At 72.5% G+C, this 26,250-nt stretch carries 25 protein-coding genes; 15 read left to right on the plus strand and 10 right to left on the minus strand.

Annotated elements, in window-relative coordinates; genetic code table 11:
• The first annotated feature begins 94 nt into the window (after nucleotides 1-94).
• Entirely contained in the window at nucleotides 95-1,135 is a 1,041-nt protein-coding gene (locus ACQP10_RS34885) for a hypothetical protein (protein ID WP_433540460.1), read from the plus strand.
• Here the strand turns inward: ACQP10_RS34885 and ACQP10_RS34890 are convergent.
• A complete protein-coding gene (locus tag ACQP10_RS34890) occupies nucleotides 1,115-1,936 on the minus strand; it encodes an alpha/beta fold hydrolase (protein WP_399501511.1) in 822 nt (273 codons plus the stop codon). The two genes, ACQP10_RS34885 and ACQP10_RS34890, sit on opposite strands and share 21 nt — an antisense overlap.
• A gap of 149 nt (nucleotides 1,937-2,085) precedes the next feature.
• On the opposite strand from ACQP10_RS34890, the gene ACQP10_RS34895 reads away from it, so the two are divergent.
• Nucleotides 2,086-2,700, plus strand: coding sequence for a TetR/AcrR family transcriptional regulator (locus ACQP10_RS34895; protein ID WP_346018711.1), 615 nt, complete (start codon nucleotides 2,086-2,088; stop codon nucleotides 2,698-2,700).
• A 32-nt stretch (nucleotides 2,701-2,732) separates the two neighbouring features.
• Here the strand turns inward: ACQP10_RS34895 and ACQP10_RS34900 are convergent, their stop codons facing one another.
• Nucleotides 2,733-3,029, minus strand: a complete 297-nt coding sequence (locus ACQP10_RS34900) for a DUF1540 domain-containing protein (protein ID WP_179826016.1) — start codon at nucleotides 3,027-3,029, stop codon at nucleotides 2,733-2,735.
• Between the two features lie 375 nt (nucleotides 3,030-3,404).
• On the opposite strand from ACQP10_RS34900, the gene ACQP10_RS34905 reads away from it, so the two are divergent.
• From ACQP10_RS34905 to ACQP10_RS34920, 4 genes are all read left to right on the plus strand, one after another.
• Nucleotides 3,405-3,962 (plus strand): RNA polymerase sigma factor, encoded by a 558-nt coding sequence (locus ACQP10_RS34905; RefSeq protein WP_179826018.1) that lies wholly within the window; start codon nucleotides 3,405-3,407, stop codon nucleotides 3,960-3,962.
• The gene (locus tag ACQP10_RS34910) at nucleotides 3,955-4,914 is read left to right on the plus strand and encodes a hypothetical protein (RefSeq protein ID WP_433540461.1); all 960 of its coding nucleotides are present in this window, start codon (nucleotides 3,955-3,957) and stop codon (nucleotides 4,912-4,914) included. Before ACQP10_RS34905 ends, ACQP10_RS34910 begins: the two co-directional genes overlap by 8 nt.
• Before the next feature lie 440 nt (nucleotides 4,915-5,354).
• On the plus strand, nucleotides 5,355-6,812 hold the full coding sequence (locus tag ACQP10_RS34915) for a hypothetical protein (RefSeq protein ID WP_346018709.1): 1,458 nt from the start codon (nucleotides 5,355-5,357) through the stop codon (nucleotides 6,810-6,812).
• A gap of 680 nt (nucleotides 6,813-7,492) precedes the next feature.
• Nucleotides 7,493-7,861: an HPF/RaiA family ribosome-associated protein gene (locus ACQP10_RS34920; protein ID WP_179826025.1), complete on the plus strand. Its 369-nt coding sequence runs from the start codon at nucleotides 7,493-7,495 to the stop codon at nucleotides 7,859-7,861.
• A 164-nt stretch (nucleotides 7,862-8,025) separates the two neighbouring features.
• Here ACQP10_RS34920 and ACQP10_RS34925 read toward each other — a convergent pair whose 3' ends face one another.
• A complete protein-coding gene (locus ACQP10_RS34925; RefSeq protein WP_346018708.1) occupies nucleotides 8,026-8,760 on the minus strand; it encodes an SDR family oxidoreductase in 735 nt (244 codons plus the stop codon).
• Between the two features lie 78 nt (nucleotides 8,761-8,838).
• Here ACQP10_RS34925 and ACQP10_RS34930 point away from each other — a divergent pair, with 78 nt between their 5' ends.
• Nucleotides 8,839-9,483, plus strand: coding sequence for a TetR/AcrR family transcriptional regulator (locus tag ACQP10_RS34930; RefSeq protein WP_433540462.1), 645 nt, complete (start codon nucleotides 8,839-8,841; stop codon nucleotides 9,481-9,483).
• A gap of 142 nt (nucleotides 9,484-9,625) precedes the next feature.
• On the opposite strand, the gene ACQP10_RS34935 is transcribed toward ACQP10_RS34930, so the two are convergent.
• The 3 genes from ACQP10_RS34935 to ACQP10_RS34945 all read right to left on the minus strand — a co-directional run bounded on the left by ACQP10_RS34935 (nucleotide 9,626) and on the right by ACQP10_RS34945 (nucleotide 12,554).
• On the minus strand, nucleotides 9,626-11,278 hold the full coding sequence (locus tag ACQP10_RS34935) for an alpha-amylase family protein (RefSeq protein WP_399501515.1): 1,653 nt from the start codon (nucleotides 11,276-11,278) through the stop codon (nucleotides 9,626-9,628).
• Nucleotides 11,279-11,616: 338 nt separating this feature from the next.
• The gene (locus ACQP10_RS34940; RefSeq protein WP_218912418.1) at nucleotides 11,617-11,796 is read right to left on the minus strand and encodes a hypothetical protein; all 180 of its coding nucleotides are present in this window, start codon (nucleotides 11,794-11,796) and stop codon (nucleotides 11,617-11,619) included.
• A gap of 113 nt (nucleotides 11,797-11,909) precedes the next feature.
• Nucleotides 11,910-12,554 carry a hypothetical protein gene (locus tag ACQP10_RS34945; RefSeq protein WP_433540463.1) on the minus strand — a complete coding sequence of 215 codons (645 nt, stop codon included), beginning with the start codon at nucleotides 12,552-12,554 and terminating at the stop codon, nucleotides 11,910-11,912.
• A 1,156-nt stretch (nucleotides 12,555-13,710) separates the two neighbouring features.
• On the opposite strand from ACQP10_RS34945, the gene ACQP10_RS34950 reads away from it, so the two are divergent.
• Complete coding sequence (locus ACQP10_RS34950) at nucleotides 13,711-13,911, plus strand: EF-hand domain-containing protein (RefSeq protein WP_179826028.1); 201 nt, start codon at nucleotides 13,711-13,713, stop codon at nucleotides 13,909-13,911.
• Between the two features lie 224 nt (nucleotides 13,912-14,135).
• Here the strand turns inward: ACQP10_RS34950 and ACQP10_RS34955 are convergent, their stop codons facing one another.
• The 3 genes from ACQP10_RS34955 to ACQP10_RS34965 all read right to left on the minus strand — a co-directional run bounded on the left by ACQP10_RS34955 (nucleotide 14,136) and on the right by ACQP10_RS34965 (nucleotide 18,106).
• Entirely contained in the window at nucleotides 14,136-14,978 is an 843-nt protein-coding gene (locus tag ACQP10_RS34955; protein WP_346018704.1) for a L,D-transpeptidase family protein, read from the minus strand.
• Between the two features lie 33 nt (nucleotides 14,979-15,011).
• Entirely contained in the window at nucleotides 15,012-16,127 is a 1,116-nt protein-coding gene (locus ACQP10_RS34960) for an FAD-dependent oxidoreductase (protein ID WP_433540464.1), read from the minus strand.
• A gap of 593 nt (nucleotides 16,128-16,720) precedes the next feature.
• A complete protein-coding gene (locus tag ACQP10_RS34965; RefSeq protein WP_346018703.1) occupies nucleotides 16,721-18,106 on the minus strand; it encodes a hypothetical protein in 1,386 nt (461 codons plus the stop codon).
• A 340-nt stretch (nucleotides 18,107-18,446) separates the two neighbouring features.
• On the opposite strand from ACQP10_RS34965, the gene ACQP10_RS34970 reads away from it, so the two are divergent.
• The gene (locus ACQP10_RS34970; RefSeq protein ID WP_346018702.1) at nucleotides 18,447-19,079 is read left to right on the plus strand and encodes an IclR family transcriptional regulator; all 633 of its coding nucleotides are present in this window, start codon (nucleotides 18,447-18,449) and stop codon (nucleotides 19,077-19,079) included.
• 193 nt (nucleotides 19,080-19,272) lie between these two features.
• Here the strand turns inward: ACQP10_RS34970 and ACQP10_RS34975 are convergent, their stop codons facing one another.
• The gene (locus tag ACQP10_RS34975; protein ID WP_433540465.1) at nucleotides 19,273-19,893 is read right to left on the minus strand and encodes a DinB family protein; all 621 of its coding nucleotides are present in this window, start codon (nucleotides 19,891-19,893) and stop codon (nucleotides 19,273-19,275) included.
• Between the two features lie 61 nt (nucleotides 19,894-19,954).
• Here ACQP10_RS34975 and ACQP10_RS34980 point away from each other — a divergent pair, with 61 nt between their 5' ends.
• The 6 genes from ACQP10_RS34980 (at nucleotide 19,955) to ACQP10_RS35005 (ending at nucleotide 26,208) form a co-directional block, all read left to right on the plus strand.
• A complete protein-coding gene (locus tag ACQP10_RS34980) occupies nucleotides 19,955-20,965 on the plus strand; it encodes a helix-turn-helix transcriptional regulator (RefSeq protein WP_433540466.1) in 1,011 nt (336 codons plus the stop codon).
• Nucleotides 20,966-21,016: 51 nt separating this feature from the next.
• A complete protein-coding gene (locus tag ACQP10_RS34985) occupies nucleotides 21,017-22,186 on the plus strand; it encodes a homogentisate 1,2-dioxygenase (RefSeq protein WP_346018699.1) in 1,170 nt (389 codons plus the stop codon).
• Entirely contained in the window at nucleotides 22,168-23,142 is a 975-nt protein-coding gene (locus tag ACQP10_RS34990; protein ID WP_346018698.1) for a hypothetical protein, read from the plus strand. Before ACQP10_RS34985 ends, ACQP10_RS34990 begins: the two co-directional genes overlap by 19 nt.
• Before the next feature lie 22 nt (nucleotides 23,143-23,164).
• Complete coding sequence (gene fahA / locus ACQP10_RS34995; protein WP_433540467.1) at nucleotides 23,165-24,298, plus strand: fumarylacetoacetase; 1,134 nt, start codon at nucleotides 23,165-23,167, stop codon at nucleotides 24,296-24,298.
• A gap of 272 nt (nucleotides 24,299-24,570) precedes the next feature.
• Nucleotides 24,571-25,005, plus strand: coding sequence for an NfeD family protein (locus tag ACQP10_RS35000; RefSeq protein WP_179826046.1), 435 nt, complete (start codon nucleotides 24,571-24,573; stop codon nucleotides 25,003-25,005).
• A 36-nt stretch (nucleotides 25,006-25,041) separates the two neighbouring features.
• On the plus strand, nucleotides 25,042-26,208 hold the full coding sequence (locus ACQP10_RS35005; RefSeq protein ID WP_346019703.1) for an SPFH domain-containing protein: 1,167 nt from the start codon (nucleotides 25,042-25,044) through the stop codon (nucleotides 26,206-26,208).
• The last annotated feature ends 42 nt before the right edge of the window (nucleotides 26,209-26,250 follow it).

Genomic DNA, 26,250 nt, shown 5'->3' on the forward strand with positions numbered 1-26,250 from the left:
CGTGGCATCGGGGGGAAACCGCCCGGTGTCCGCGAGGGTTCCGGTGTGGCACGCTGTCCCGGACAGCGCACGCCAACACGGGATAAATCGCGAAATGACCGACAGGGATGCCACCGGCCAGGGCAGCGCCATGGACCTGCTGGAACGGATCGGCTCGGTGGTGCTCCCGGTGGGCATCGCGCTCTACGCCTTGCTGTACCTCGGCGTCCAGCAGATGTACGGGATCTTCAACATCAGCCCCGAGCAGGCGGGCATCGACCAGGCGACCATGTTCGGACGCCTGGTCGGGTCCCTGGTCCTGCTGATCCTGGCGGGTTCGCTGGTCCTGGGCGCGCTGGTGGCCGTCTGCTGGCTGGTGAACAGGGCCACGCTGGGGCACGCGGCCAGGCTGGCCCGCGCCGTACGGGCACGGCCGTGGGCGGCGGCGACCCTGGGCGCGGTGTGGTGCGGCGCGACGTACTGGGGCTTCCTCGGCTACCTGGACCTCGACGAGGGCGCCGGGCTCGCCTCGATCGTGCTGGTCGCCGCCGTCATCGGGACCGTCTCCTTCCTGGTGCCGTTCCGGCTGCTGCGGCGCCGCCCGACGGGCCGGGCCGGGATGCGGGTGGTGATCGCCGCGTTCACCGGCATCGGGCTCGGCTTCGCGCTGATCGGGCAACTGGAGGCGGACGCGGAGGCGCTCGCCGCCACGGGACGGGGAAGCATCGTGCTGAGCCTGGCCGGCTTCCAGGACCAGTGGGTGGTCGCCGTCACCCCCGCCAAGGGGACTCCCCTGTACGGCGGGACGCCCCTGCTGCTGCTCGGCGAGCACGAGGGCACCTACGCGTTCTATGACTGCGCCCGGCGGGAGACCTTCCGCCGCCCGATGGGCGCGACCGTGCTCCAGGGGATCGAGCTGGAGCCCGACCACGAGGGCTTCACCTGCGGCGAGCCCGCCCCCGCGAAGGACACCGCCGCTGAGAGGACCCCCGCCGAGGACGCCTCCACCGGGAACGGTTCCACGAGGACCGGCTCGGCGAAGACCGGCTCGGCCAGGACCGGCCCGGTGGAGAGGGGTCCGGTGGAGAGGGATTCGGTGAGGACCGGCTCCGGAAGGACCGCCACGCCGGCCCCTTCAGCCGGCCAGGGCGACTGAGCGCAGGAACCCCGCGACGGCGGCGGCGACACCCTCGGGGTCGGCCGCGTAGACGAAGTGGTCGGTCCGCAGTTCCACGAGGCGGGTGCCGGGACGCCGCTCGACCATGGCCCGGGCGTCCTCGGCGGAGATGACGCCGCCCTCGGCGGCGCGGATCAGCAGGGCCGGGCAGGTGCTCGCCGTCCAGTCGGCCCAGTGGTCGCCGCGGTTGGACTGCTCGGACTCGTGGATGTCCTCGGGGTGGAACGGCAGGCGCCAGCTTCCGTCGGGGTTCTCCCGCAGGGCGTCGGCGAAGAACGGCGCGAAGTGCCCCATCCCCTCGATCATCGCCTCACGGGTGGGCGCCTCGTACGGCAGAGCGAGCACGAAGGCCAGCGGGTCGGGGCCGCCGTCCAGGCCGAGCCGTACCGGCGCGTCCATGTTGACGAACGCGGAGACCCGCTCGGGGTGGCGCGCGGCGAGCTGGTAGGCGTTGATGCCGCCCAGTGAGTGGCCCATGACCACGGCCCGGTCGAGGCCGAGGTGGTCGAGCAGGGCGACGACGTCGGCGACGTATCCCTCGCGCGAGTAGTCGGGTGCCCGGTCCGACTCACCGTGCCCGCGCTGGTCGGGGGCGATGACCCGCCACTCCGGCGCCAGCGCGGCGGCCACCCGGGCGAAGCTCGCCCCCTCGGACATGTGGCCGTGCAGGGCGATGAGGGGACGGCCGGGGCCGCCGAAGTCGACGTAGGACAGGCGTCGCCCGTCGATGCGGAACTCGGCCCGGACGGGGGCGGTCGCCTGGGGGGTGCTCTGGTTCATGGCTGACCCTTTCGCGGTCTAGCGGTCACGCCCCGGTGGCGTGTGCTCGGAACGTTACGCCGATTTGCGCATATGCGCAAGACATATGCCTAAGGCAGGTGCGCAAGGGCATGCCGCCGAGCGGAGAGGGAGGCCAGTAGCATCCCGGCATGGGAAATCGCGAGGATCTGATCGCCGGCGCCCGGCGCTGCCTGGAGGAGAAGGGTTGGGCGCGGACCACCGTCCGCGACATCTCGGCCGCCGCCGGAGGGGTCAGCATGGCGGCCATCGGCTACCACTTCGGCTCCCGGGACGCGTTGCTCATCGCGGCTCTCATCGAGGCGATCGACGAGTGGGGCAGCGAGACCGGGCGCACGCTGGCCGCCTACGGCGAGGCGGGGTCCTCCTCGGCGGAGGAGTACGAGGCCATGTGGACGCGGATCATCGAGTCGTTCACCGCCAGCCGGAGGCTGTGGCTGGCCAGCATCGAGGCGGCCCTGCAGGCGGAGCACTCCCCCGAGCTGCGGCGTCACCTGTCGGGAAGCCAGCAGGAGGGGCGCCGCGGGCTGACCGCGCTGCTGTCGGGGGTCCCGGAGGAGGAGGTCGCCGACGCGGCGACGCGCACGCTCGGCTCGGTGCAGATGGCGCTGCTCTCCGGCGTCATGGTGCAGTGGCTGATCGACCCGGAGAGGTCGCCGACCGGCCCGGAGGTGGTCGAGGGACTGCGGGCACTGGTGGATGTCATCGGCCCGCCCCCGGCCTCGGGCACGGCCCCGGTCTCGTGACCGCCCCCGGGACCGGATGACGGGCCGCGCGGTCAGGCGGTCTGGTAGACGGGGTCGTAGGTGAGGCAGTCGGCCCCGTTCTCCCCCGCTCCGACGGTGATGCCGGGAGCCTGGCACTCGAACTGGTCGTTGTGCCGGCAGTCGGCCATCTTGCACGCGCCGACCCGGCCGGTGCCGCCCGGGTCGCCGCCCTTGACCGAGTCGGTGAAGAAGGTGTCGCAGCGCGCGTGCCGCCGGTCGCCCACGGTGATCGCCAGTGCGTGGCACCCCTGGTTCCTGTTGTACGCGCAGGCTTCGGCCTGACATCGGTTCACGATGGGCATCTCCATCGGAAGTCCTCCTCGCACCCTTGAAGAAAAATCACGCTGAGTAGGAGGTTCGTACCGAAAAGCGACCTTCACCAAGCCCGACGCGGCCCCAAATCTTCACCAGCCATCGTTCCGGCGCTCCGGCCCAGGGTCCCCCCGGACACTCCGATCGCCGCGTTCCACCGGGCACCGCGCCACTCCGGCGCCGACCGCGCCGGGACGCCTCCCCGGCGCCGCACCTCATCAAGCCCGGGTCCCGCCGAGTCCGCGTTCCGCCGGGCGTCGTACCGTGCCACATCGGAAGCCATACTTTTTACAGAAATCTCGGTTGAGACGTAACACCGCGCCGTACCCGGACAGGTGCAAGGTGACGAGCACCCGGCGAAAGGCGACAGCGTGGGCCCCCCTGACCCGAAGGGGCGCTTCGAGGAGATCTACGAGGCGCACTACCCCGACCTGCTCGCCTACGTGCGACGCCGTACCGACTCCCCCGACGACGCCGCCGACGCGCTCGCCGAGACGTTCACCACGGCCTGGCGGCGGATGCGCGACATCCCCGACGGTCACGACGCGAAACTCTGGCTGTACGGGGTCGCCCGGCGGGTCCTGGCCAACCGGCGGCGCGCGGAGACCCGGCGGTCCGCGCTGGCCGTACGGCTGCGCGCCGAGCTGACCGTCTGGGCCGAGGACCTCGTGGAGGACGACGCCGACGGGGTGCGCCAGGCGTTCATGCGCCTGCGTCCCGAGGACCGGGAGCTGCTCGCCCTGGTCAGCTGGGAGGGTCTGAGCGGTGAGGAGATCGCGAAGGTGCTGGGGTGCTCGCACGGCGCGGTGCGGCTGCGGCTGCACCGCGCCCGCAGGCGGCTCGCCAGGGAGCTGCAGGCGGAGGGGCTCGACATGGCCAGGTACGGCTCGCGCGCGGTCGCGCTGGTGAAGGGTGGATCCGGTGCCTGACATCGACCGTCTCGTCGCCGGGATCGCCCCGGACCCCGGCCCCGGCATGACCCCCGGCGCCAGGGAGCTGCTGGACGAGATCACCGCCATGCCCGTTCCCGCCGCCGGCGGGCTCCGCCGATGGCTCACCGTCCCTCACGGTCGCCGGTGGCAGGGCCTCTCCCGGCCCGCCCGGCGGTTCGCCGCGCCCCTCGTGGCCGGGATCACCGCCGCCGTGACGATGCTGAGCTGGGCGCTTCCCGGCCTGTTCGGCACCGCCCCGGCCTCGGCCGCCCTCGACATCAGGCGGGAGGGCGACAACATGCTGATCATGGTCAGGGACATGTACGCCGCCCCCGCCGCCTACCAGCGCGAACTACGGGACCGCGGCCTGCGGATCTCGCTCGTCCTCGATCCGGCGCCGCCGAGCCTCGCCGGCCGGATGGTGGTGATGGACCCACGCTCCAGTGGTCTGTCCAACGTGGAGCTGCGGCGCAGGAAGGACCTCATCAGTACGATCGACCGTCCCGGGGGCTGTGATCGGCCATGGGGGGACTGCCCGATCGGGATCAGGGTCCCCGTCCGCTACCGGGGACAGGCCGAGATCTCCCTCGCCCGCCCGGCGCGACCGGGTGAGACCTACCGGTGGCGAACCAGTCTCGCCGCGCCCGGCGGGCTGCTCCACTGCGTGCCCTTCGTCAACCGCCCCCTGTCCGAGGTGCGTCCGCTGCTGGAGAGCCGCGGCGTCAGCGTCAGGACCATCTCCTACGGCGGCAGGCAGGCGGGGAAGCCGGCGCCCGGCCGGTGGTACGTCCACGACGCCGTCCTGGAGTCCGCGACTTCGGCACTCGTACTGGTCTGGCCTGCCAAGAAGGAACTCGCCCTGCCCGAGGCGGTGGGCGCCCCGGAGAACATGTGCCGGAAGGGCTCGCCGAAGACCGGCTCCTCCGACCCGGAGACGGGGGTCTCGTGATCGGCACCTCTCCGGGGGGTTCACCGGAGGGCGAGCCCTCCCACCCGAAATCGGGGACCTGGTGACCGGGTCCTCCCCCTCGGAGGACCCGCTTCACCTGACGGCCCCCTCGGAGGATCCCGCATCCGGCTGACGGCCCCGCCGGAGGACTCCGCCTACGCCTGAGGGCTTCTCGCCCTCCCCCGCTCTCCGGGGATCGCCGCCCTCCTGCTCCCTGGAGAGCTCTCGCCCTCCGCGCCCCGCGGCCGGGCGCCCCTTCCCTCGCGTTCCCTCACGGCGCCGGCTCCGCGCCGCGCGCTCTCCTCGGCGTGCCCGACCGCGGCACGCCCGGCCTCCGGCACGCCCGACCCGGCGTACCTGACTTCGGCATGCCCGACTTCGACGTGCCCGGCTCCGGCGTGCCCGGCTCCGGCGTACCCGGAAAGACGATCGGACCCCGCATGTTCACAGACACCCGCCCGGCGACGGCCCCCCGGCCGCTCCGCCCGTCCACCGCCGTCCGCCGCCCGCTCGTCGCGGCCCGTCACGCGCTCGTCGCCGTTCGCCGCGCGCTCGCCCGGCACCGCGTGTTCACGGTGGTCCTCGTCCTGGCCGCCGCGCTGCGCGTGATCACGATGCTCGGCTACCGCCCCGCACAGCTGTACTGGTACGACTCCTTCACCTACCTCGACATGGCCGTCCGCCTGCGGCCGTCGGCGACGTTCCATCCGATCGGCTACCCGCTGCTGCTGCGCGCCCTGTGGCCGTTCCACAGCGTGGCGGTGATCGCGGCCGTCCAGCACCTCCTGGGCCTGGCCACCGGGGCGGTGATCTACGCTTTGCTGCGCCGCAGGTCCCTGCCCGGATGGGGGGCGTCCCTGGCGACCGTGCCGGCCCTGTTCGACGCGTCGTTCCTGCGGCTGGAGCACGGGGTGCTGTCGGACATGCAGTTCATCTTCCTGATCGTCACCGGGGTGGCCGCGCTGATGTGGTCGCCCAGGCTGTCGCCGCGGGCCGCCGCGGTGGCGGGCCTGCTGTTCGCGGCGGCGGCGCTCACCAGAACGATCGCGCTGCCGCTGCTCGTCCTGGTCCTCCTGGTGCTGGCCGTACGGCGGGCCGGGTGGCGCCCGCTGGCGGCCCTGGCGCTCGCCGGGACGCTCCCGCTCGCCGCCTACGCGGGCTGGTACCGCGCGCACCACGGCGCGTTCGCGCTCAGCGGCGCGGACGGGGTGGCGCTGTGGGCGCGCACCATGACGTTCGCCGACTGCTCGGTGATCGACCCTCCCGCCGAGGAGGCGCGGCTCTGCCCCAACGGCACGGTCGTGGACGCGGCGTCGGAGTACGTGTGGGCCCCCGGCGCCTCACTCAACCGGCTTCCCGGCGACCGGTTCTCGCACAACGCGCTCGCCCGGTCGTTCGCGCTGCGCGCCATCGCCGCCCAGCCGCTCGACTATCTCCGCGAGGTGGCGAAGGACACCTCGCTCGCCTTCCCCTGGACCCCCGTCCCCCACCCCAAGCGGGTCAACGCGGCCTTCGGCTTCGCGCTCGGGGACTGGGCGCTGCCCACCCAACCGTTGATCGACCAGGTCAGGCGGGAGTACGACCCCGGTATCCGGGGGCTTTACTCGGTCCGGCCGTACGCGGACTTCCTGGTCGCCTACCAGTACCCCGCCTACCTGCGCGGCCCGATGCTGGCGGCGATCCTGCTGACGGGCGCGGCCGGGGCGGTCTTCCGGTGGCGCTCGGTGATGCTGCCGTGGGCGGTGGCGGCGGGGCTGCTGGTGGGTCCGGTGGCGGTGCTGGACTTCGACCACCGCTACGTCCTGCCGGTCATCCCGGTCGCCTGTCTGGCCGCCGCGCTCGCCGTACGGGAGGGGGCGGAGGTTCTCCGGCCTGTGCCGCGGCGGGTGCGGAGATGAGCCCCGGACACCCCGGCTACGGCCCCGCCGCAGGCGGGCGGCGTGACGGGGCTTCGCGAGAAGGGTGTCCCGGGGCGGGTGTCCCGGCGTGGCTCTCCCGGGCCGGGTTCCGGAACGGGCGTCCCGGGGCGGGCGCGGCGGGCGCTCCCGCCTTAACCGGGCGGCTCCGCGGGGTCAGGGGATCCCGGTCGTGCCGGGATCCGGGGATTCCGGCCGTGCCGGGGTCAGCCAGAAGTGATCATGAGTGCCAGGCCGAGCAGCACGATGACGGGGATCAGCCACACCACGGCCTCGACTGCGAACTCCTTGTACACGGTCAATTTCTCCTTTTAGGTCCTGCTCAATACCTGGTTCCAGCCATGGGAAGCATATGCGTCTACCGGGATGACGTCGCATCGGACCCGGCCCGGCCCGGCTCCGCGCCCGGTCCCGCGGCCCGTCCGGCGCCGCGCGCGACCCCGGAACCCGCCCGGTGTCTCAGCCGGGTACGGCCCGCATAGTCCGCCGACGGCCGGGTACGGCCAGCACAACCGCCGACGACCGGGTACGGCCCGGCCGGGACGACGGTGGTCCGGTGCGGAACGGCCGGGACGACGGTGACGCACGGCGCGGCGCCGGAGACGAGTCCCCTTGACCGGCGGACCACACGATGAGAAGACACAGAGCTGGTAGGAGGACATATGACGATGAAGAGCGCGGGCGAGGAGCAGGTGAACATCGTCGACGAGCGGCTCTACCTCGGCAGGGGCTTCGCCGACGACGAGCGTCCCGGGATCGTTGAACGGTTCACCCCGCTGGAGAAGCGACTGCGCTCCCACCCGCTCAGCTCGGTCGACCTGCTGCTGAACGTCAAGAACCGCGACCGGGCCGAGCAGAAGGTCACCCTTGAGTGCCGGCTGGCGGGCGCCGACCCGCTGGTGGCGACCTCCGGCGAGGAGGACATGACCTCGGCGCTGAACGAGGTCCGCGACGACCTCCTGCAGCAGCTCGACAAGCTCAAGACCAAGCGCGACCCCCGGCAGGACCGTCACCAGCAGCGCCGCCCCTGACACCGCCGACCCGCCGACCGGCCGGGGACGGCCCGGCCGGTGATCGGGGCGGCCGGTGATCGGGGCGGCCGGAGATCGGGGCGGCGACCCGCCCGGAGCGCCCGGCCGGGGACCGGACGGCGTCCGCCCGGAAGACCCGGAAGGCGGAGGGCGCCGGCCCGGGTTCAGAGGGCGGAGCCGCCGGTGGCGTCGAGGGTCGTGCCGGTGACCCAGCGGGCGTCGGCGGAGGTGACGAAGGCCACCACGTCGGCGACGTCCTCGGGCGTGCCGACCCGGCCCAGGGCCGCGAAGCCCGCCGCGTACGCCTGGGCCTCGGGGTTGCCGCGCAGCCAGTCGGCGTTGATGTCGGTGTCGACGAACCCCGGGGCGACCGAGTTCACCGTGATCCCGCGCGGCCCGAGCTGCTTGGCGAGGGTCCGGCCCATCACCTCGATCGCCCCCTTGGTCCCGGTATAGGCGATGGTCCCGGGGAGGGCGATCCTGGTCACCCCCGAGGTGATGTTGACGATGCGCCCGCCGTCCCGCATGAGCGGGAGCGCCCGCTGGATGATGAAGAGCGGCGCCTTGACGTTCACCGCGTACACCCTGTCGTACAACTCGGGCGTGAGCTCCTCGATCGACGCCGAGGCGTTGACCCCGGCGTTGTTGACCAGGATGTCCAGTCCGTCGATCTCCGGCTCCAGCGCGGCGAAGAGCGTGTCCACGTCTCCGGGCACACCCAGCTCGGCCCGTACGGCGAAGGCCCGGCCCCCGGCCCCGGTGATGGCCTCCACCGTCTCCTTGGCCGCAACCTCGTCCCTGCCGTAGTGGACGGCCACCCGCACACCGTCGCGTCCCAGCCGCAGCGCGATCGCCCGGCCGATCCCCCGGCTCGCACCCGTCACCAAAGCGGTCCTCATGTCACTCACTCCCATCTTTAGCGGTCGCTACAGAAAGGACCGTAGCACGGTTCTTTAGCGGTCGCTACAATTGGGGACATGGGCAGGCAACGCGAGTTCGACCGGGACGCGGCACTGGAGAGCGCACTGCGGGAGTTCTGGCGGCACGGGTACGAGGCGACCTCGATCGCCTCACTCACCGCCGCCATGGGCATCCGCCCGCCCAGCCTGTACGCCGCCTTCGGCGACAAGCGGCGGCTGTTCGACGAGGTGGTGGAGCGCTACCAGCGCACCCACGGCGCCTTCACATCGCGGGCGCTACGCGAGGAGACGACCGGCCGGGCCGCGGTCGCCCGTTTCCTGCGCCAGGCCGCCGCGGAGTACACCGACCCGTCCCACCCGCCCGGCTGCATGGTGATCAGCGCGGCGGTCAACTGCGGACCGGGGTCGGCGGAGGTGGAGGAGAGCCTGCGCCGGCTCAGGGAGGCGGGCAAGGCGGCGATCGCCGAGCGCATCGCCGGGGACGTCGCGGCGGGCCGGCTCTCCTCGGACACCGACGTCGACGCGCTGGCGACCTTCTACGCCTGCGTCCTCCAGGGCATGTCCACCCAAGCCCGCGACGGCGTCGGCCGCGAGGAGCTGGAGCGCGTCGCCGACCTCGCCATGCTCCCCTGGCCCGCCGGAGACGGCGACCGCGACGGCCCCGTCCCGGACGACGCGGAGCGACCCGGCCGCGCGGACTGACCGACTCGGGCGGCCCGGGGCGACCGGGCCGTCCGGGCTGTCCGGGCTGTCCGGGCTGTCCGGGCTGTCCGGGCTGTCCGGGGCGACCACCCCGGACGGCCGGGACCGGGCGGACCGGTCGGTCCGGGCGGCCGGGCCGGGATCACTGGCTCTTGGCCGAGCTGTCCTCCGGCGCCGTGTCGCGTGTGGTGGCGCGGAGCCAGCGCGTGCCGTACGGCTCCAGTGTGAACCTCACCCGGCCGTCCGGGGGAAGTTCCTGGGTGCCGTCCACCAGCAGGTCGACGAGCACGTCGCAGTGGCCCAGGTCCTTCAGCACGAGCTCCACCTCCGCCTCGCGGCCGGCGAAGTTGTGCACCGCCACCACGGTGCCGCCCTCGGCGTCGGCCCGGTGGGCCAGTACGGCGTCGTCCCCGGTGTCGAGCACCTCGTAGGAGCCCCAGGCCAGCTCCGGGGACTCGCGGTAGCGCTCGATCAGCAGCTTCATCCAGTGCAGCAGCGAGTCCGGGTCGCGGCGCTGGTCGCTCACGTTGACGTTGCGCGGGCCGAACCTCCCGTCCGGAGAGGGGACGGAGACCTTCGGGTCGGGCGAGAAGCCGCCGGAGGGCGACCACTGCATCGGGATCCGGACGGCCATCCGGCCCTCGCCCGCCAGGTTCTCACCGAGGCCGATCTCCTCGCCGTAGAAGAGCACCGGCGTACCCGGCAGGCTGAACAACACGCTGTAGGCCAGCTTGAGCCGGCGCGTGTCGCCGTCGAGCATCGGCGGGAGGCGGCGGCGCAGGCCCCTGCCGTACAGCTGCATGTCCTTGTCCGGGCCGAAGGCGTCGAAGACCTCCTGCCGCTCGGCGTCGGTGAGCTTGTCCAGGGTCAGCTCGTCGTGGTTGCGGACGAACATGGCCCACTGGGAGTCGTCGGGCGGCTCGGGCCGCTCACGCAGCGCCTCGGCCAGGACGCGGGGGTTCTCGCGGGCCATCGACAGGTGGAACCGCTGCATGGCGATGAAGTCGAAGCACAGGGTGACCTCGTCGCCGTTGCCGTCACCGAAGTACTTCATCAGGTCGGGGTACGGCAGGTTCACCTCGCCGAGCAGGATCGAGGAGCCGTCGCGGCGGTTCATGAAGGCGCGCAGATCGGCCAGGAACTCGTGGGGGTCACCGTTGATGTCCTCGATCAGGAACGGCACCGCGTCCACCCGGAACCCCGACAGCCCCAGCTCCATCCAGAACCCGAGGATGCGCGCGATCTCGTCGCGCACCTCGGGGTTGCCCGTGTTCAGGTCCGGCTGGAAGCGGTAGAAGCTGTGGTAGTAGTACTGCCCGGTCTTCTCGTCGAGCTCCCAGACGCTGTCCTCCTTGTCGGGGAAGACGATCGCCTTCGGGTCGAACGGCTCGGGCTCGTCGCGCCAGACGTACCAGTCCCGTTTGGCCGAGTCGCGGCTGGACCGGGCCTCCTTGAACCAGGGATGCCGGTCGGAGGTGTGGTTGACCACCAGGTCGGCGATCACCCGGATCCCCCGGTCCCTGGCCGTGCGCATGAACTCCACGAAGTCGCCCAGGGTGCCGAGCCGGGGGTCCACCGAGTAGAAGTCGGTGATGTCGTAGCCGTCGTCGCGGTCCTCGGTCGGGAAGAACGGCATCAGCCAGATGCAGGTCACCCCGAGCCGGTGAAGATGGTCGACCTCCTGGGCGAGTCCCCGGAAGTCGCCGATGCCGTCACCGTTGCCGTCCTTGTAGGTCTCGACGTCAAGGCAGTAGACGACGGCGTTCTTCCACCACAGGTCGGCTGTGTAGGTCATTCGCATGCATCCGCACTACCCTCGCGTGACGATTTCATGAGGAAAGCGCGGGTCGCGGAGCACACCCCGCACGGAGAAGGCACGGGTCCTGGAGTGCGGCCCCGCATGGAGAAGGCACGGACCGTGGCGTACGACCTCGCACGGAGAAGCCGTGGAGCCCGGCTCGCATGGGAAAGGCGCGGACCGTGAAGCCCGCGCCTTCCCGTTCGTCCGGTGCCCGCCCACTCCACCGGCGTGCCGGTCACGTGTGCGACCCGTCGGCCGGAGGGCCCTTCACAGGGCCCTCCGGCGCCTCACACGGCCGGTGGAGCGGGATGTCCCCGCTCAGGGCGGTGGGATCAGCACAACGGGACGATCGCGGTGGTGCAGACCGCGCCGACCGGGTAGGCCCGGACGACCCCCACGACGGGACGGGTGTAGAACACCGGCCGGGTGTACACCATCGTCCTCGGGTAGACGACCTGCTTGGGCGGATAGACCACGGTCACCTGCCCCACGGGGCCCTGCAGACCGGTCACACCGGATGTCCCGGCGGGTCCGGGAGGACCCTGCGGCCCCTCGGGTCCGGGCGGGCCCTGCGGTCCCTCGGGTCCGGGCGGACCCTGAGGACCCTCAGGTCCGGGCGGACCTGTCAGGCCGATGTCACCCTGCGGGCCGATCGGACCCTGCGGGCCGACCGGGCCGACGTCACCTTGCGGGCCCTGGGGGCCGATCGGGCCGACGTCACCCTGCGGACCCTGAGGACCAGCCGGGCCGGTGTCACCCTGCGGACCCTGAGGACCAGCGGGGCCGATGTCACCAGGCAGACCCTGCGGGCCAGCCGGGCCCTCCGGACCCTGCGGACCCGCCGGACCGGTGTCACCCTGCGGACCAGCAGGACCAGGCTCACCCTGCGGGCCCTGCGGGCCGGTGTCGCCCTGCGGCCCCTGCGGACCAGCGGGGCCGATGTCACCGGGCAGACCCTGCGGACCGGGCTCACCCTGCGGACCCTGCGGACCGGTGTCACCCTGCGGACCCTGAGGACCAGCCGGGCCCTCCGGACCCTGCGGGCCGGTGTCACCTTGCGGGCCCTGGGGACCGGTGTCACCCTGCGGACCCTGAGGACCGGCCGGACCGACATCACCCTGCGGACCCTGCGGACCGGTGTCACCCTGCGGACCCTGAGGACCAGCCGGGCCCTCCGGACCGACATCACCCTGCGGACCCTGCGGACCGACATCACCCTGCGGACCCTGAGGGCCGGTGTCACCCTGCGGACCCGCCGGACCAGGCTCACCCTGCGGACCGGTCATGCCCATCGGCCCCATCGGACCCATCGGGCCTTCCGGACCCTGCGGACCGGGAAGCCCAGGCAGACCCTGCGGGCCGGCGGGGCCGGCCGGACCGGCCGGACCGCGCTCGCCCTGCGGGCCCGGAAGGCCGGGCAGGCCCTCGGGTCCGGACTCGCCCTGCGGACCGGCCGGACCCTCCGGACCCTGCGGACCCGCCGGGCCCTGCGGGCCGACGCCACCCTGCGGGCCGACCGGACCCGCCGGACCGGACGGACCGGACGGGCCCTGCGGACCCGCCGGGCCCTGCGGACCGGTGTCACCCTGCGGGCCGACCGGGCCCTGCGGACCGACCGGTCCGGGCGGGCCCTGCGGGCCGGCCGGGCCCTGCGGGCCGGGAGGACCGGGGGGAACGGCACAGAGGGATTCGGGAAGACGAAGCCACCTGCACAGCAGGATGTAGTTGCCTGCCGCCACGGGCGGAGCGGGAGCGGGAGCGGCCGCCGGCGGGGTGGGGGCGGGACGAGGCACCGCCGTACCCCACGACGAAGTACAGAACGAGTGGAAGGTCACCATGAGCGGGCTGTCGTCACAGAAGGGGTCAGGACCCCCCTTGCTGCTCTGCACCTGCTTCGGCACCTGCTTGGGTGCTGTGTCGGCGAACGCCGGAGCGGACGCCTGAGCGAGGACGGCCCCGGCGAGTGCACCGCTCGCCAGGACGCTTTTCATAAGGGTAGCCACGACGTCTTCTCTACTCTTCCGGCGCTCGCAAAAAACCCGGTGCGGGCACTTTTGAACCACGGCGGAGAATCAGGAAACGGTGTCCCCCAGAATCGTTTGACACACCTGACAAGGAGAGCGCGTTTCTTTACCCATCACCCCCACAAAACGTCGAATAAAAGCAGATTTCCTTAACGACTGGCCAGCTCCGCCAAATGCCTTATCGCGCCCGATGCCGACAACATCGGTGAAGTCGCTAAAAAGCCATAAAGCCGCACATCATCCTGAAAGGGAAACGCTCCGGAGAAGTGGGACGGAAGCGTGGCCGTCCCCCGGCGGGGACTCCCGACGGGGAAACCGCGGACCCACGGTCTCCCCAGGGCCGCGATCGCCCGCTAATGTGCTTGACGCCCGATCCCCCACTCCCGGAAGGCGGACGCACCCATGACGAACGACTACGCGACGACTTTCAAGATCATCGACGTCGACGGTGACGGCCTGATCTCGCTTGAGGAGTTCACCCGCCTCATGGAGGTGCTCGGCCAGCCGGTCACCCCCGAGACGGCCCGTGCCGCCATCGCCAAGCTCGACCAGGACGGCGACGGGCTCATCTCGCTTGAGGAGTTCGCCGGATATCTCCGGTAGGCCGGGGGGACGCGCCGTCCCTCCCCGCTCTCCGCCGGTCGCGCCGGGCGCGGATGGGCGCCCGGCCCGCGGATCCCCCTTGCAGGCCACGACGGGCCAGCCACGGACCGGACGCAGTTCAGGTCCATTCCCGGCTCTCCGGGCCGTGACACCTGCCGGAACCACCGCTCGTCGGCGGCCGCATGCCCATATCCTCCTCACCCCGGACATTCCGTACTCCGTTCTCAGGTCCGGTGGCTTTTCGGCCGCTCGTCGGCCGGGCCGGGCCTGCGGACGTAGACGGGGTCCCCGGGCCGGATCATGTCGTAGATCGGCCTGGCGTTGTGGAGCGGAATGCGGATGCATCCGTGCGACGCCGGGTGCCGGGGCACCTTCTCGGAGCCGTGGAAGCCGATCTCGCCGTTGAAGTAGACCGTGTAGAACTGGTCGCCCAGCGGTCCGCTGGTCCATCCGGGCGTCCGCAGCCAGGCGCGGAAGTCGCCGGTCGGCGTGACCGCGACCCCGCAGTGGCCCTTCTCGCAGTAGTGCTCGCCGTTCCCGGTGGAGATGTGGGTGACCAGCTCGGGCCTGTCGTTCCGCCATACGGTCAGCAACTGCCGGCGCAGGTCGATCTCCACCCGCGTGGGGCCGCCGGACGGCACCAGCGGCCTGATCCGCGCGGGGTGGGCGAGCGCGCGCCAGGTGGGGCCGTCCACCTCGTCGACCGGGGGCAACCCGTTCGCCTTCTGGAAGGCCCACACGGCCGCGCGCATGGCGGGGCCGTACGTGGGGCCGGGCGGGCCCTTGTCGAAGCCCAGCCGGCTCAGCCTCCGCCGGACCGCGAGGACGATCGTCCCCTCCGCGCCGGGCCGCAGGACCGGGAGGCTCACGGCGGCGTGCCCGCGGCCGGAGACCGGCCGCCCCGGCGGGGCCGCCAGGGCACCCGGGGCGCCGGGGACTCCCGGCGAGCCCGCGGGCACCGGAGGACGCGACGGCGCGACGTCGCCGGGTGAGAGCCGGAACGGCAGGACCGCCGCCAGCAGGAGAGCCGCGTTCGCCGTCAGCAGGCAGCTAATGGTCTTTCGCATTTTCCACGCCCATCCGCGGTAAGAGGAGAACTCTCAGAAAGAGCGCGAGTATCGCCGCTCCTCGACGGCCGTCCGCACCAGTCCGACGGCCTCCCGGGCGCACCCCCAGGAAAAGCTGAATCCGGCGCCGCCGTGCGCGAAGTTGTAAACGACCTGGTCTTCCTCGTCCCATTCCAGGCAGACGTTCTCGCTGCGGAACGGGCGCAGGCCGACCCGCACCGGCTCGTCGGGGTCGATCCTGGCGCGGCGCAGCGCGGGCATGAACGCGAGGCACCGCTCGTACATCTCGCGGATGGGGGCGTGGTTCTCCAGATCGATTCCGGTGTCCCACTCGTCCTTTTCCGCCAGCCCGCCGAGAACGAGGAGATTCCGGTTCCGCGGGACGATGAAGACGATGTCCTGCTCGTCGTGGCGCTCGTCGTGGGAGACGCAGTGGGCCTCCTCGATCCGGGGGCCGCGCAGGCCGCCGTTGCGGACCCGGACGAGCGCGCCGCGCAGCGGGTACATGGGGACGCCGCGCAGCTCGGCGGTGCCGAGCCCGGCGCAGCAGACGACCAGTCCGGCGCCGAACCGCTCGCACAGCTCGTCCCGCCGGGCCGCCAGCGGGCCCTCGACGCGGTGCCGTACCACCCGTACGCCGTGGCGGACGACCTCGCGCATCAGCCACACCATGTACCGGTCGGTGTCGATCATGGGCGCCAGGTGGGAGTAGGCGTCGACCACGCCGTAGTCGGGGTTCACGCCGTTGCGCTCGGCGAGCGCCGGGTCGCGGAGGAAACCGCGGACCTTCCCGGCGAGCTCCCGCATCTTGTGCAGATCGTGCGGGTTCTCCTCGACACGGTGCCGGAAATAGAAATTGGACCTCCGCATGGCCACCCCCGGCACCTTGGCGCGGGCCATTTCCTCGAACATCCGGTACGAGGTGAGGCACCAGTCCTTGGACCGGGCGAGTGATATCTCGTCGTGGTGGTACCCGCACACCGCGGGCGGCCACTCCCACAACGCCCCCGCGACGACCGAGACGATGTCGGGCGCGAACCTGTCCGCGACGACGGTGACCCGGAAACCCTCTCTGGCCAGACACAACGCGGTCGTCAATCCGCTTACACCGGCCCCGACAACGAGTATTCTCTCCGAATTCGCGCGCACCTGAGAACGCCTTCTTCCTGGATTCTCCCGGATCGACCGGTATTTCGGCGCGACCGGCCGCGAAAAAGCCGCCCCGCCGTCCCACTCAAACGCTCCAAGGGTAGATCCGGGCGCCGACGCCCCCCGGAGCGTCGGCGTGTCCGGGAAATCCCGCGAACGGCCATGGAACCAGGACGAACGATGAACGATCAGAGAGATCGCCTGGACCGGACGCGGGTAACCCCGGCGGCCCGCCGAATGATCCGATGACGGCCGGTCGGTCCCGGGCCGACCTTCACCGGCCGATCGGCGCCATCGGCCGGGTGGAAGGTTGACGCTTTTTTGGCCCGGCCGCAGGAATGCACGGCTCCCGGTCCGGGCGCAAGGGGGGAGATTGCCTGCGTTGCTCGGCAAGCTCGCCTATTCGCCCCCGGTGGTATCGATGGGTGGAGGCGGCCGGGCGAATCCCGCTTGTACGGGAACCTGGCGGCAAGGAGGGGATTGGGCCCCGCATGACGGACGCCCCGCCGAAGAGCCGGCGGGGCGTCCCGGGTCGGCCGCCGATCCGCCGCCGGGTCCGCCGGAGCGACGCCCGGACGGTGGTCAGGCGGTGGTCAGGCGGTGGTGAGGTAGACCTGGCTGACGACCTCGGCGAGCTTCTTCAGGTCACCGGCCGCGTCGGTCTCCGGCGTGGCCGGGTCGTAGATGGCCGCGATACGGCGCTGGACCGGGGCGAGCTTCTTCAGCTCGTCCCAGACGGTCAGCCGGTTCACCGTGCCCTGGGCGGTCCGGACGCGGGTCCAGAGGTTCACCTGCTGGGCGGCGCCGTCCTTGACCGGCGCGGACACCCGCATCGCGACCTGCTCGGGGGCGACCTGGCCGACGACGCCGGTCTCCTCGGCGGCCACCTGGGTCAGGACGTCCCAGGCGCGGGCGCGGACCTGGATCCACTGGTTGCGGTGCGCCTGCTCGGCGTCGATCTTCCAGGTCTGGTAGCCGCCGTACAGCAGGCCGGTGTCCAGGGAGAGCTGGTCGAGGCGCCCCGCGTTCACGTAGCCCTCGACCTTCTCGGGGGTGAGCAGCGGGTACCGCTTGGTCATCTCGGTCTTGCAGGCGGCGTCGGCGCCGCAGGCGAACTCGGGGACGACCGTGTGGACGCCCAGCCGCTTGCCCGGGGCCGCCTGGCGCAGCGCGGCCGACGCGCCGGTGACGAAGGCGGTGACCTCGGCGTCCGTCGCGAACGTCTTGTTGTAGCCGAGCTGCGAGGTGAAGCGGATCCCGGTCACCTCGGGCCGCGCGGCCAGCGCCGCGACGCGCTTGACGGCCGCGGCGAAGTTCGCCTGGCCCGCCTTCCAGTCGTCGGCCAGCTCGGTGTCGAGCCAGACGCGCAGCCCACCGCTCCGGGCGGCGGTCACCGCCTGGCCGGTGGGGGTCTGCGCGGCCGCGGTCACCTCCTGGGCGGTGGGAGCCTGCACGGCGGGCTGGGCGCCCTGCGTGCCCTGGGTGGTCGCCGGGGTGGCCGTCGTCTTCGCGCCGGTGCCGCCGGGGCCGGTGAAGCTGCCGTTGTCGGGCCCGGTCACGCTGCCGTCACCGCCGATCCCGTGCCCGTCGGTCGAGCACTGCTGGCCGCCCTCGCACTCGGGGCTCCCGCCGTCCTCGGCACCCTCCGGCCAGGGGGAGCCGTCATCGCCGACCGCGCCGTCGCCCTGGAGCTCCGCGCAGTAGTTGCCGGGGGCCGAGCAGTCGATGAACTTGCCCTGCAGCGGGGTGGCGTCCTTGAGGTTGGCGCCGTCGTCCTTCAGCCAGAACTTCGCGATGTCGAGGGCCTCGTCGGGCTTGGCCAGCCAGTGGCACACCACGTACGCCGGGGCGTCGGCGCTCAGCAGATCGTTGCAGCTCCGGGGATCGTCCTGGGAGTAGGCGGCGACCGCGGGAGTCACCGCCCCGATGACCGTGAGCATGGCGCCGACGGCCAGGGTTCGCCGCAGAGTGAGTCGCATTCTTAAGCTCCCGGGTGAAGCCGGTCAAAACGATCGTTTGGCACTCTATCCGGATCATCCCTATCTCAACAGGTTTTGTCAGGAAGTCAGCAGACTCCCCCTCGCCCCATCGGCCCGCCCCGCACACAGCCGCCCGGACCGTTCTCCCACCGCCCCCGGTCATCCGCGCCCCACCGGATTCGCGCCGCTCAGGCCATGTCACCCCAGGTCGTGGCCATGCCGCCCCGGCCGCTCCCGCACCGCCCGGCCGACCCGATCGCGGACCGGCACCGCCCTGCCCGGCCGTCCGGCGGCGGGGTGCCGATAATCGAAGCATGATCCCCGTACGGCGGGCCCGCTGATGGCGGCCGAGTCCTCACAGACCCTGGAGCGCGGTCTCCGGCTGCTCCGCCTGCTGGCCGACGGCCGGCGTGGCCGTACCCCCACCGAACTCGCGACCGAGCTGGAGCTGAGTCGCCCGGTGGTCTACCGCCTGCTCACCACGCTCCAGAACGAGGGTTTCGTCCGCCGGGGCGGTGACGGCCGGGTCCACCTGGGGTTCGGGGTGCTCGTGCTGGCGCGGGCCGTACAGCCGCTGCTCCGCGAGGGCGCCCTGCCGACACTGCGCGGGCTCGCCGAGGAGGTGGGCGCGACGGCGCACCTGACCGTGGCCGAGGGGGACGACGGCCTGGCGGTGGCGGTGGTGGAGCCCTCCTGGACCGACATGCACGTCGCCTACCGCGAAGGGTCCCGCCACCCGCTCGGCCGGGGCGCGGCCGGGCACGCCATCCTCGCCCTGCGGCAGGGCCGTACCGGCTATGTCGTCACCGAGGGCCAGCTCCAGGAAGGCGCCCGCGGCGTGGCCGCGCCCGTCACCGGCCTGCCCTGGCTGGAGGCGTCCGTCGGGGTCGTCGCCTTCACCCCGCTCGACCCGGCGGCCGTCGGCCCCCGGGTCGCCGCCGCGGCCGCCGAACTGGGCCACGCCCTCGCCTGACGGAACCCGCCGTATCAAGCGATCGGTTCGAGGAACTCCAGGCGGTTCCCGTGGGGGTCCTCGCTGTGGAAGCGCCGCATTCCCGGGAAGTCGTCGTCGAAGGTCACCGGGTGACCGGCCTCCGCCAGGCGCCGGGCCCACCCGTCAAGGTGCTTCGTCCGCGAATCGCACCGCCGTCCATCGCTCCACCCGGTCACCGCTCCGAGGTCGCCGGTTCTTCGGGGCGGGAGCGCGCCCGAGTCCCCGGGGTGTCGCGGTAGAGGTCGCGCAGCAGCAGCGCCTCCGCGCCGTGGTGGACGACCTCGCGGTTGATGTGCAGGACCAGCGCGGCCATGGGGTGGTCGGCGAACGGACCCTCGGCGGGGCCGCAGGGCCGGGACAGGCCCTCGGCGCCGAGCTCCCGCACGCCGTCCGCCCAGGCGGCGTACACCTCGTCGAGCTGCCTCAGAGCCTCGCCCGCCGTACCGGCGTAGGGGAAGGTCGGGTACTCGACGGCGGGTCCCCCGAAGTGCGCGGCGGCGCGCGCCCCCAGGACCCCCACGATGATGTGGGCGAGACGCCAGGCGATCGTCGTCACCGGCGGCGGACTCGGCTCGGGGCGCACGAAGTCGATCACGAAGTCTCCATTCCCGAGGGTGCCGGACGCGGCGCCGGCGCCGCGGGGCCGTACGCTCCAGCAGCCGGCCACCGGCTCCCAGAGGTATTCCTCGTCGGTCAGGCCGTCGAGCCGGGGCCGCAGGTGGTGCCGCCAGTGCCAGTCGAGCTGGTCGGAGAGCAGGTCGTTCCAGTCCAGGGTCGTACCGGGATGAGTCATGGCGGGACGATATGAACGATCGGGGACCGTATCGGTCCTCGATCTCTGGCAATCTCGGCCCATGTCCCACACACCGGCGCTGGACACCTCCGCCAGGCTGCTGAAGCTGCTGTCCCTGCTGCGGTCGCGCCGGGACTGGCCGGGCGCCGAGCTCGCCGCGCGCCTGGGCGTCACCCGCCGCACCGTCCGGCGCGACGTGGAACGGCTGCGCCTGCTCGGCTACCCGGTCAGCGCCACATCGGGTGTGGCGGGCGGATACCGGCTGGAGGCCGGGGCCACGCTGCCGCCGCTGCTGCTCGACGACGAGGAGGCCGTCGCGGTGGCGATCGGGCTGCGCCTGGCGGCCGGCGGCGCCGTCACCGGACTGGAGGAGACCTCGGTCCGGGCACTGGCCAAACTGGAGCAACTGCTCCCGGCTCGGCTGCGGCACCGCCTGACCGCGCTGCACGCCGCGACCGTGCATCTGCCCGGCCGGGCCGCGGCCGTGGACTCCGCGGCGCTGTCGACGCTCGCCGGCGCCTGCCGCGACCGGGAACGGCTGCGGTTCGCCTACCGTGACGCCTCCGGCGTCCCCAGCGACCGTACGGTGGAGCCGTACCGGCTCGTCCACGCCGGGCAGCGCTGGTATCTCGTCGCCCTGGACCTGGTGCGCGACGACTGGCGCACCTTCCGGGTCGACCGGATCGGCGCGCCGCGGCCGACGGGAGCCCGCTTCACACCGCGGGAACCTCCCGACGCCGCCGCGTTCGTCGCCGCCTCCGTGTCCACCGGCCCCTACGCCTTCACCGCCCGGGTACGGCTCGCCGCCCCGGCGGACGCCGTCGCCGGGCACGTGCCGCCGACGGTCGGCGTCCTGGAGGACCTCACCGACGGGACGTGCCTGCTGACCACCGGATCGGACTCCCTGGACGCCCTGGTCGCCCACCTGATCCTCATCGGCGTGGAGTTCGAGGTGCTGGACCCGCCCGAGCTGGCCGACCGCGTCCGCGCCACCGCCCAACGCCTCACCCGCGCCGCATGTTTGACAGGGCCCGGACCGGTGGCGGAAGGTTGTACGTATAAAGGACAGTAGTGTCCGATAAACGGACATACTGTGTCACCATCTGCAGGCTCGGAGAGGCGCATGCCGTACTACCGCATGGTGGGAGAGGTCCCCCGCAAGCGACACGTGCAGTTCCGGCGGCCCGACGGCGGGCTGTACGCCGAGGAGCTGATGGGCGAGGAGGGCTTCTCCAGCGACTCGTCTCTCCTCTACCACCGGCACCTGCCCACGGCGATCCTCAAGTCCGAGGCGGTCGAGCCCACGGCGGCGACGGCACTGACGCCCAACCTGCCGCTGTCGCCCCGGCACTTCCGCACCCAGGACCTCCCGATGAACGGCGACCTGGTGACCGGGCGCGGGCTGCTGGCGGGCAACGCCGACGTCCGCATGTCGTACGTCGCGACCGAGACGCCCAGCGAGCTGTACCGCAACTCCATGGGTGACGAGTGCGTCTACATCGCGAGCGGCCGGGTCCGGTTCGAGTCGACCTACGGCGTGATCGAGGCCGGCGAGGGCGACTACGTCGTCATCCCGACCGGGACCATCCACCGCTGGGTGCCCGAGGGCCGGGTCACGGCCTTCACCATCGAGGCCGCCGGGCACATCCGGCCCCCCAAGCGCTACCTGTCGAAGCACGGGCAGTTCCTGGAGCACGCCCCCTACTGCGAGCGCGACCTGCGCGGCCCGCAGGAGCCGCTGATCGTCGAGGGTGAGGAGGTGCCGGTGCTGGTCCGCACCCGCGGCGGGCTGACCCGGCTGGTCTACCGCAACCACCCGTTCGACGTGGTCGGCTGGGACGGCTGCCTGTACCCGTTCGCGTTCAACATCAACGACTTCGAGCCCATCGTGAAGCTCACCCACGCCCCGCCGCCGGTGCACCAGACGTTCGAGGGCCCGAACTTCGTGATCTGCTCGTTCTGCCCCCGGCCGCTGGACTTCCACCCCGAGGCCATCCCGATCCCCTACAACCACCACAACGTCGACTCCGACGAGCTGATGTTCTACGCGGGCGGCGACTACACCGCGCGCCGCGGCTCGGGCATCGACGTCGGCTCCATCTCACTGCACCCGGCCGGGTTCACCCACGGCCCGCAGCCGGGCGCCGTCGAGGCCGTCATCGAGGCCGTACGGCAGGGCCACTCGACCACCAGCGAGCTGGCCGTGATGGTCGACACCTTCCGCCCGCTCGACCTGGGGCCGGCCGCCCTGTCGGTCGAGGACCCCGCCTACGCGTGGACCTGGGCACGATGAGCCTCTTCGAGGCCCTCGTCGACGACGCGGGGCTGTTCCCGCCCACGGCGCTGCCGATGGCCGACGCGCTCCGGCGGCACCGCGACGACCTGGTCGCGGGCAGCCCGGTGCTCACCCACCGGTTCCTGTGCCCGGCGAGCCGCCTCGCCGAGCTGCGCGCCCACCTGGAGCAGGCGGGATTCCCCGGCGCGGGTCCCCGGGCGGACGAAGCCGGCCGGGCGGGCCGAACCGAGCGGCCGGACGAAGCGGACCGTATGGGCCGGACCGAGCGGGCGGACGGGGCCGGGCGGGTGGCGGAGCCGATCCGGCTCGGGCTGATCCTCGACACCCCCGAGGTCCCACCGCTCGACGGCCTCACCGTCGAGCTGGTCGAGGTGCCGGGCGGCCGGGCGGTCGCCCTGGACATCCCGGCGCGGCAGTTCGTCGAGGTCACCGCGGCACAGCTGCCGATCGACCCGCCGCCCGGGGTCGGGCTGAAGATCAGGTGCGGCGGCCTGACGGCGGCGGCCTTCCCCACCCCGCGGGAGCTGGGCGCCTTCATCACCCACTGCGCCGAGCGCGGCATCCCGTTCAAGGCGACGGCGGGCCTGCACAACGCGGTCCGCCACTTCCATCCGGGGCTGGGGACCGACCGGCACGGCTTCCTCAACCTGGTCCTCGGGGTCTGCGCGGCGGTGGAGGGCCGCGACCCGGTCCCGGTGCTGACCACCACCGACGTGGGCGAGCTGGTACGGCTCGCGCAGGCCGTACCGGACGGCACCGCCGAGCGCGCCCGCCGACTGCTGGTCTCCTACGGCTCGTGCAGCACGAGCACGCCGATCGACGACCTGACCGCCCTGGGGCTCATCGGTGCGCAGCCGGCCGCGACGGGGTACGGGACCGGCGCGGCCATCGGTCCCGCGACGGCCGGCGCGGCCACCGACCCGGCGACGAGGGAAGAGCCGCCGACCCGATGACGAAGAAAGAGGAGGAAGCGTAATGTCCTGGGGCCTTTCCAACCTGCCCTACGGGGTCTTCACCCGGAGGGAGGGTGAGACCCCGCGCGTCGGCGTGCGGTACGGCGACCACGTGCTGGACCTCGCCGCGGCCCTGCACGACGAGGTGTTCGCCACCGGGTCGCTCAACGCGTTCATGGCCCGCGGCGTCACCGCCTGGCGCGAGACCCGGACGCTGATCCAGAACAGGCTGAGCGACGACCCGGCGGTCACCGCGTACCTCGTCCCGCTCGCGGAGGTGCGGATGCACCTGCCGTTCGAGGTGGCCGACTACGTCGACTTCTACTGCTCGCTGGAGCACGCCTCCAACCTCGGCCGGATCTTCCGCCCGGACGACGAGCCGCTGAAGCCGAACTGGCGGCACCTGCCGGTCGGCTACCACGGCCGGGCCGGGACCGTCGTGCCGTCCGGCACCCCGATCGTGCGGCCCTCCGGCCAGCGCGGCGCCGGGACGTTCGGCCCCTCGGTACGGCTGGACATCGAGGCGGAGCTCGGCTTCGTCGTCGGCACGCCGACCGGCCTGGGCGAGCGGGCGGGGCGCTTCGAGGACCACGTGTTCGGCGTGACGCTGGTCAACGACTGGAGCGCCCGCGACATCCAGGCGTGGGAGTACGTCCCGCTGGGCCCGTTCCTCGGCAAGTCCTTCGCCACCTCGGTCTCGCCGTGGATCACCCCGCTGGAGGCGCTGTCGGAGGCCCGGGTCGCCGGGCGGGAGCAGGACCCCAAGCCGCTCGGCTACCTGCGCCGCGAGCGGCCCTGGGGACTGGACCTGACGCTGGAGGTCCGGCTGAACGGCGAGGTCGTCTCCCGCCCGCCGTACCGGGAGATGTACTGGACGCCCGACCAGATGCTCGCCCACATGACCGTGAACGGCGCGAGCCTGCGCACCGGCGACCTGTACGCCAGCGGCACGGTCTCCGGCGCGGAGCCGGACCAGCGGGGTTCGTTCATCGAGCTGACCTGGAACGGCACCGAGCCGATCAAGCTGGCCGACGGCTCGGTCCGTTCGTTCCTGGAGGACGGGGACACGGTCACCATCTCCGCGACCGCCCCCGGGCCGGGCGGCGAGGTGATCTCTCTCGGAGAGGTGTCGGGCACGGTCCGGCCGGCCCGGTGAGCCGCCTCGCGCGGACCCCGGTCCGCGCGAGGGGGGAGGCCGGATCCCGCGGTCCGCGCCCCGCGGGATCCGGCCGCGTCCCGCGGGCGCGGCCCGCGCGGCTCGGCCGCGCCCGTACGCGAGGATCGCGCGGGTCATGGCGCGGCGCGCGGCCCGCGCGGCTCGGCCGCGCCCGGTGCGGGGACTCCTGACGGCTCGCCGGTCCCGTCATACCGTAGGAGAAGGAACCTCTCGGGCATCTCACTCGTTGTAACAAGCAGGAGGGCCGGCGTATGGACGAGTGGACCATCTGGTTGATTCTCGCGGCGGTGCTGGGCATCGCCGAGATCTTCACCCTGACCACCGTCCTGGGCCTGCTCGGCGCCGCCGCCCTCTTCACCGCCGCCGCCGCGGGGCTCGGCCTGCCGGTGCCGCTCCAGCTCCTGGTCTTCGCGGCCGCGTCCGCCGCGGGACTGCTGGGGGTCCGCCCGATCGCCAGGCGCCATCTCCGGCAGCTTCCCCAGAGCCAGCGGTTCGGGGTCCAGGCCCTCGTGGGTAAGACCGCCTACGTCCTGCGCGAGGTGACCGGTCAGGACGGCCGGGTACGGATCGGCGGGGAGGAGTGGTCGGCCAGGGCCTACGACGAGACACTGGTGATCCCGCCGGGGGCGGTCGTGGACGTCATCGAAATCGAGGGCGCGACCGCGCTCGTCTATCCCCGAGAGTGATCCTCTGACCGACTCACAGACTTCCCGGATGTGACCATGGACCCATTGCTGCTCGTCGGCCTCCTCATCGTCCTGTTCGTGGTGTTCACCGTGGCCCGCTCGGTGCGCATCGTCCCGCAGGCCAGGGCCCGCAACGTGGAGCGGCTCGGCCGCTACCACACCACGCTCAAGCCGGGTCTGAACTTCGTGATCCCGTACATCGACCGGGTCTACCCGATGATCGACCTGCGCGAGCAGGTGGTCTCCTTCCGCCCGCAGCCCGTGATCACCGAGGACAACCTGGTCGTCGAGATCGACACCGTGTTGTACTTCCAGGTCACCGACCCGCGGGCCGCCGCCTACGAGATCGCCAACTACATCCAGGCGATCGAGCAGCTCACCGTGACGACCCTGCGCAACGTCATCGGCTCCATGGACCTGGAGATGACGCTGACCTCCCGCGACACGATCAACAGCCAGCTCCGCGGCGTGCTGGACGAGGCCACCGGCAAGTGGGGCATCCGGGTCAACCGGGTCGAGATCAAGGCGATCGACCCGCCCAAGACCATCAAGGACGCGATGGAGAAGCAGATGCGCGCCGAGCGGGACAAGCGCGCCGCGATCCTCACCGCCGAAGGCCAGCGGCAGTCGCAGATCCTCACCGCCGAGGGTGACAAGCAGAGCGCGATCCTGCGTGCCGAGGGTGAGCGCAGCGCCGCGATCCTCAAGGCCCAGGGCCAGTCGCAGGCCATCGACGAGGTCTTCCAGGCCGTCCACCGCAACGACCCCGATCCCAAGCTGCTGGCCTACCAGTACCTCCAGGTGCTTCCCGAGCTGGCCAAGGGCGAGAGCAACACGTTCTGGGTGATTCCCAGCGAGGTGACCTCCGCCCTGCAGGGCGTGTCGAAGGCGTTCACCGAGGCGCTGCCGCAGTCGTCCGCCACCCGGCAGGCTCCGGCCGTCAACGAGGCCGCCGAGCGGGAGATGGCCGCGGCGCAGCGGGCCGCGGCCGAGGCGGTCGCGGAGGCCTCCGAGGCCGACGTCGGCCCCCGCCAGCTCGGCCCCGGCGCCCCGGCCGCCACCGACCCGCTGGCCGGGCTGAACGAGGAGCGCCCGGCCGCCGCCGTCCGCCGCGACGGCGCGGGCAGGGCCGATGGGAGCGCGGGCGGGACCGGCGCCAACGGCACCGGAGACCCGGCCGGCCCCGCCGGTCCCGGCGCCTGACCCCTCGTCCACTGCTCCTCCCGGTCATTCCCGCCCGCCGTA

Source organism: Streptosporangium sandarakinum (assembly GCF_050942225.1).
GTDB lineage: Bacteria > Actinomycetota > Actinomycetes > Streptosporangiales > Streptosporangiaceae > Streptosporangium > Streptosporangium nondiastaticum.

Excerpts from the sequence above, each read along its gene's own strand:
- ACQP10_RS34980 (WP_433540466.1), top strand. The coding sequence starts at position 19,955 with ATGTCCCACACACCGGCGCTGGACACCTCCGCCAGGCTGCTGAAGCTG.
- fahA (WP_433540467.1), top strand. The coding sequence starts at position 23,165 with ATGTCCTGGGGCCTTTCCAACCTGCCCTACGGGGTCTTCACCCGGAGG.
- ACQP10_RS34975 (WP_433540465.1), bottom strand. The coding sequence starts at position 19,893 with ATGACTCATCCCGGTACGACCCTGGACTGGAACGACCTGCTCTCCGAC.
- ACQP10_RS34900 (WP_179826016.1), bottom strand. The coding sequence starts at position 3,029 with ATGGAGATGCCCATCGTGAACCGATGTCAGGCCGAAGCCTGCGCGTAC.
- ACQP10_RS34890 (WP_399501511.1), bottom strand. The coding sequence starts at position 1,936 with ATGAACCAGAGCACCCCCCAGGCGACCGCCCCCGTCCGGGCCGAGTTC.
- ACQP10_RS34950 (WP_179826028.1), top strand. The coding sequence starts at position 13,711 with ATGACGAACGACTACGCGACGACTTTCAAGATCATCGACGTCGACGGT.
- ACQP10_RS34955 (WP_346018704.1), bottom strand. The coding sequence starts at position 14,978 with ATGCGAAAGACCATTAGCTGCCTGCTGACGGCGAACGCGGCTCTCCTG.
- ACQP10_RS35005 (WP_346019703.1), top strand. The coding sequence starts at position 25,042 with ATGGACCCATTGCTGCTCGTCGGCCTCCTCATCGTCCTGTTCGTGGTG.
- ACQP10_RS34970 (WP_346018702.1), top strand. The coding sequence starts at position 18,447 with ATGGCGGCCGAGTCCTCACAGACCCTGGAGCGCGGTCTCCGGCTGCTC.
- ACQP10_RS34985 (WP_346018699.1), top strand. The coding sequence starts at position 21,017 with ATGCCGTACTACCGCATGGTGGGAGAGGTCCCCCGCAAGCGACACGTG.
- ACQP10_RS35000 (WP_179826046.1), top strand. The coding sequence starts at position 24,571 with ATGGACGAGTGGACCATCTGGTTGATTCTCGCGGCGGTGCTGGGCATC.
- ACQP10_RS34920 (WP_179826025.1), top strand. The coding sequence starts at position 7,493 with ATGACGATGAAGAGCGCGGGCGAGGAGCAGGTGAACATCGTCGACGAG.
- ACQP10_RS34935 (WP_399501515.1), bottom strand. The coding sequence starts at position 11,278 with ATGACCTACACAGCCGACCTGTGGTGGAAGAACGCCGTCGTCTACTGC.
- ACQP10_RS34915 (WP_346018709.1), top strand. The coding sequence starts at position 5,355 with ATGTTCACAGACACCCGCCCGGCGACGGCCCCCCGGCCGCTCCGCCCG.
- ACQP10_RS34930 (WP_433540462.1), top strand. The coding sequence starts at position 8,839 with ATGGGCAGGCAACGCGAGTTCGACCGGGACGCGGCACTGGAGAGCGCA.
- ACQP10_RS34925 (WP_346018708.1), bottom strand. The coding sequence starts at position 8,760 with ATGAGGACCGCTTTGGTGACGGGTGCGAGCCGGGGGATCGGCCGGGCG.
- ACQP10_RS34965 (WP_346018703.1), bottom strand. The coding sequence starts at position 18,106 with ATGCGACTCACTCTGCGGCGAACCCTGGCCGTCGGCGCCATGCTCACG.
- ACQP10_RS34895 (WP_346018711.1), top strand. The coding sequence starts at position 2,086 with ATGGGAAATCGCGAGGATCTGATCGCCGGCGCCCGGCGCTGCCTGGAG.
- ACQP10_RS34885 (WP_433540460.1), top strand. The coding sequence starts at position 95 with ATGACCGACAGGGATGCCACCGGCCAGGGCAGCGCCATGGACCTGCTG.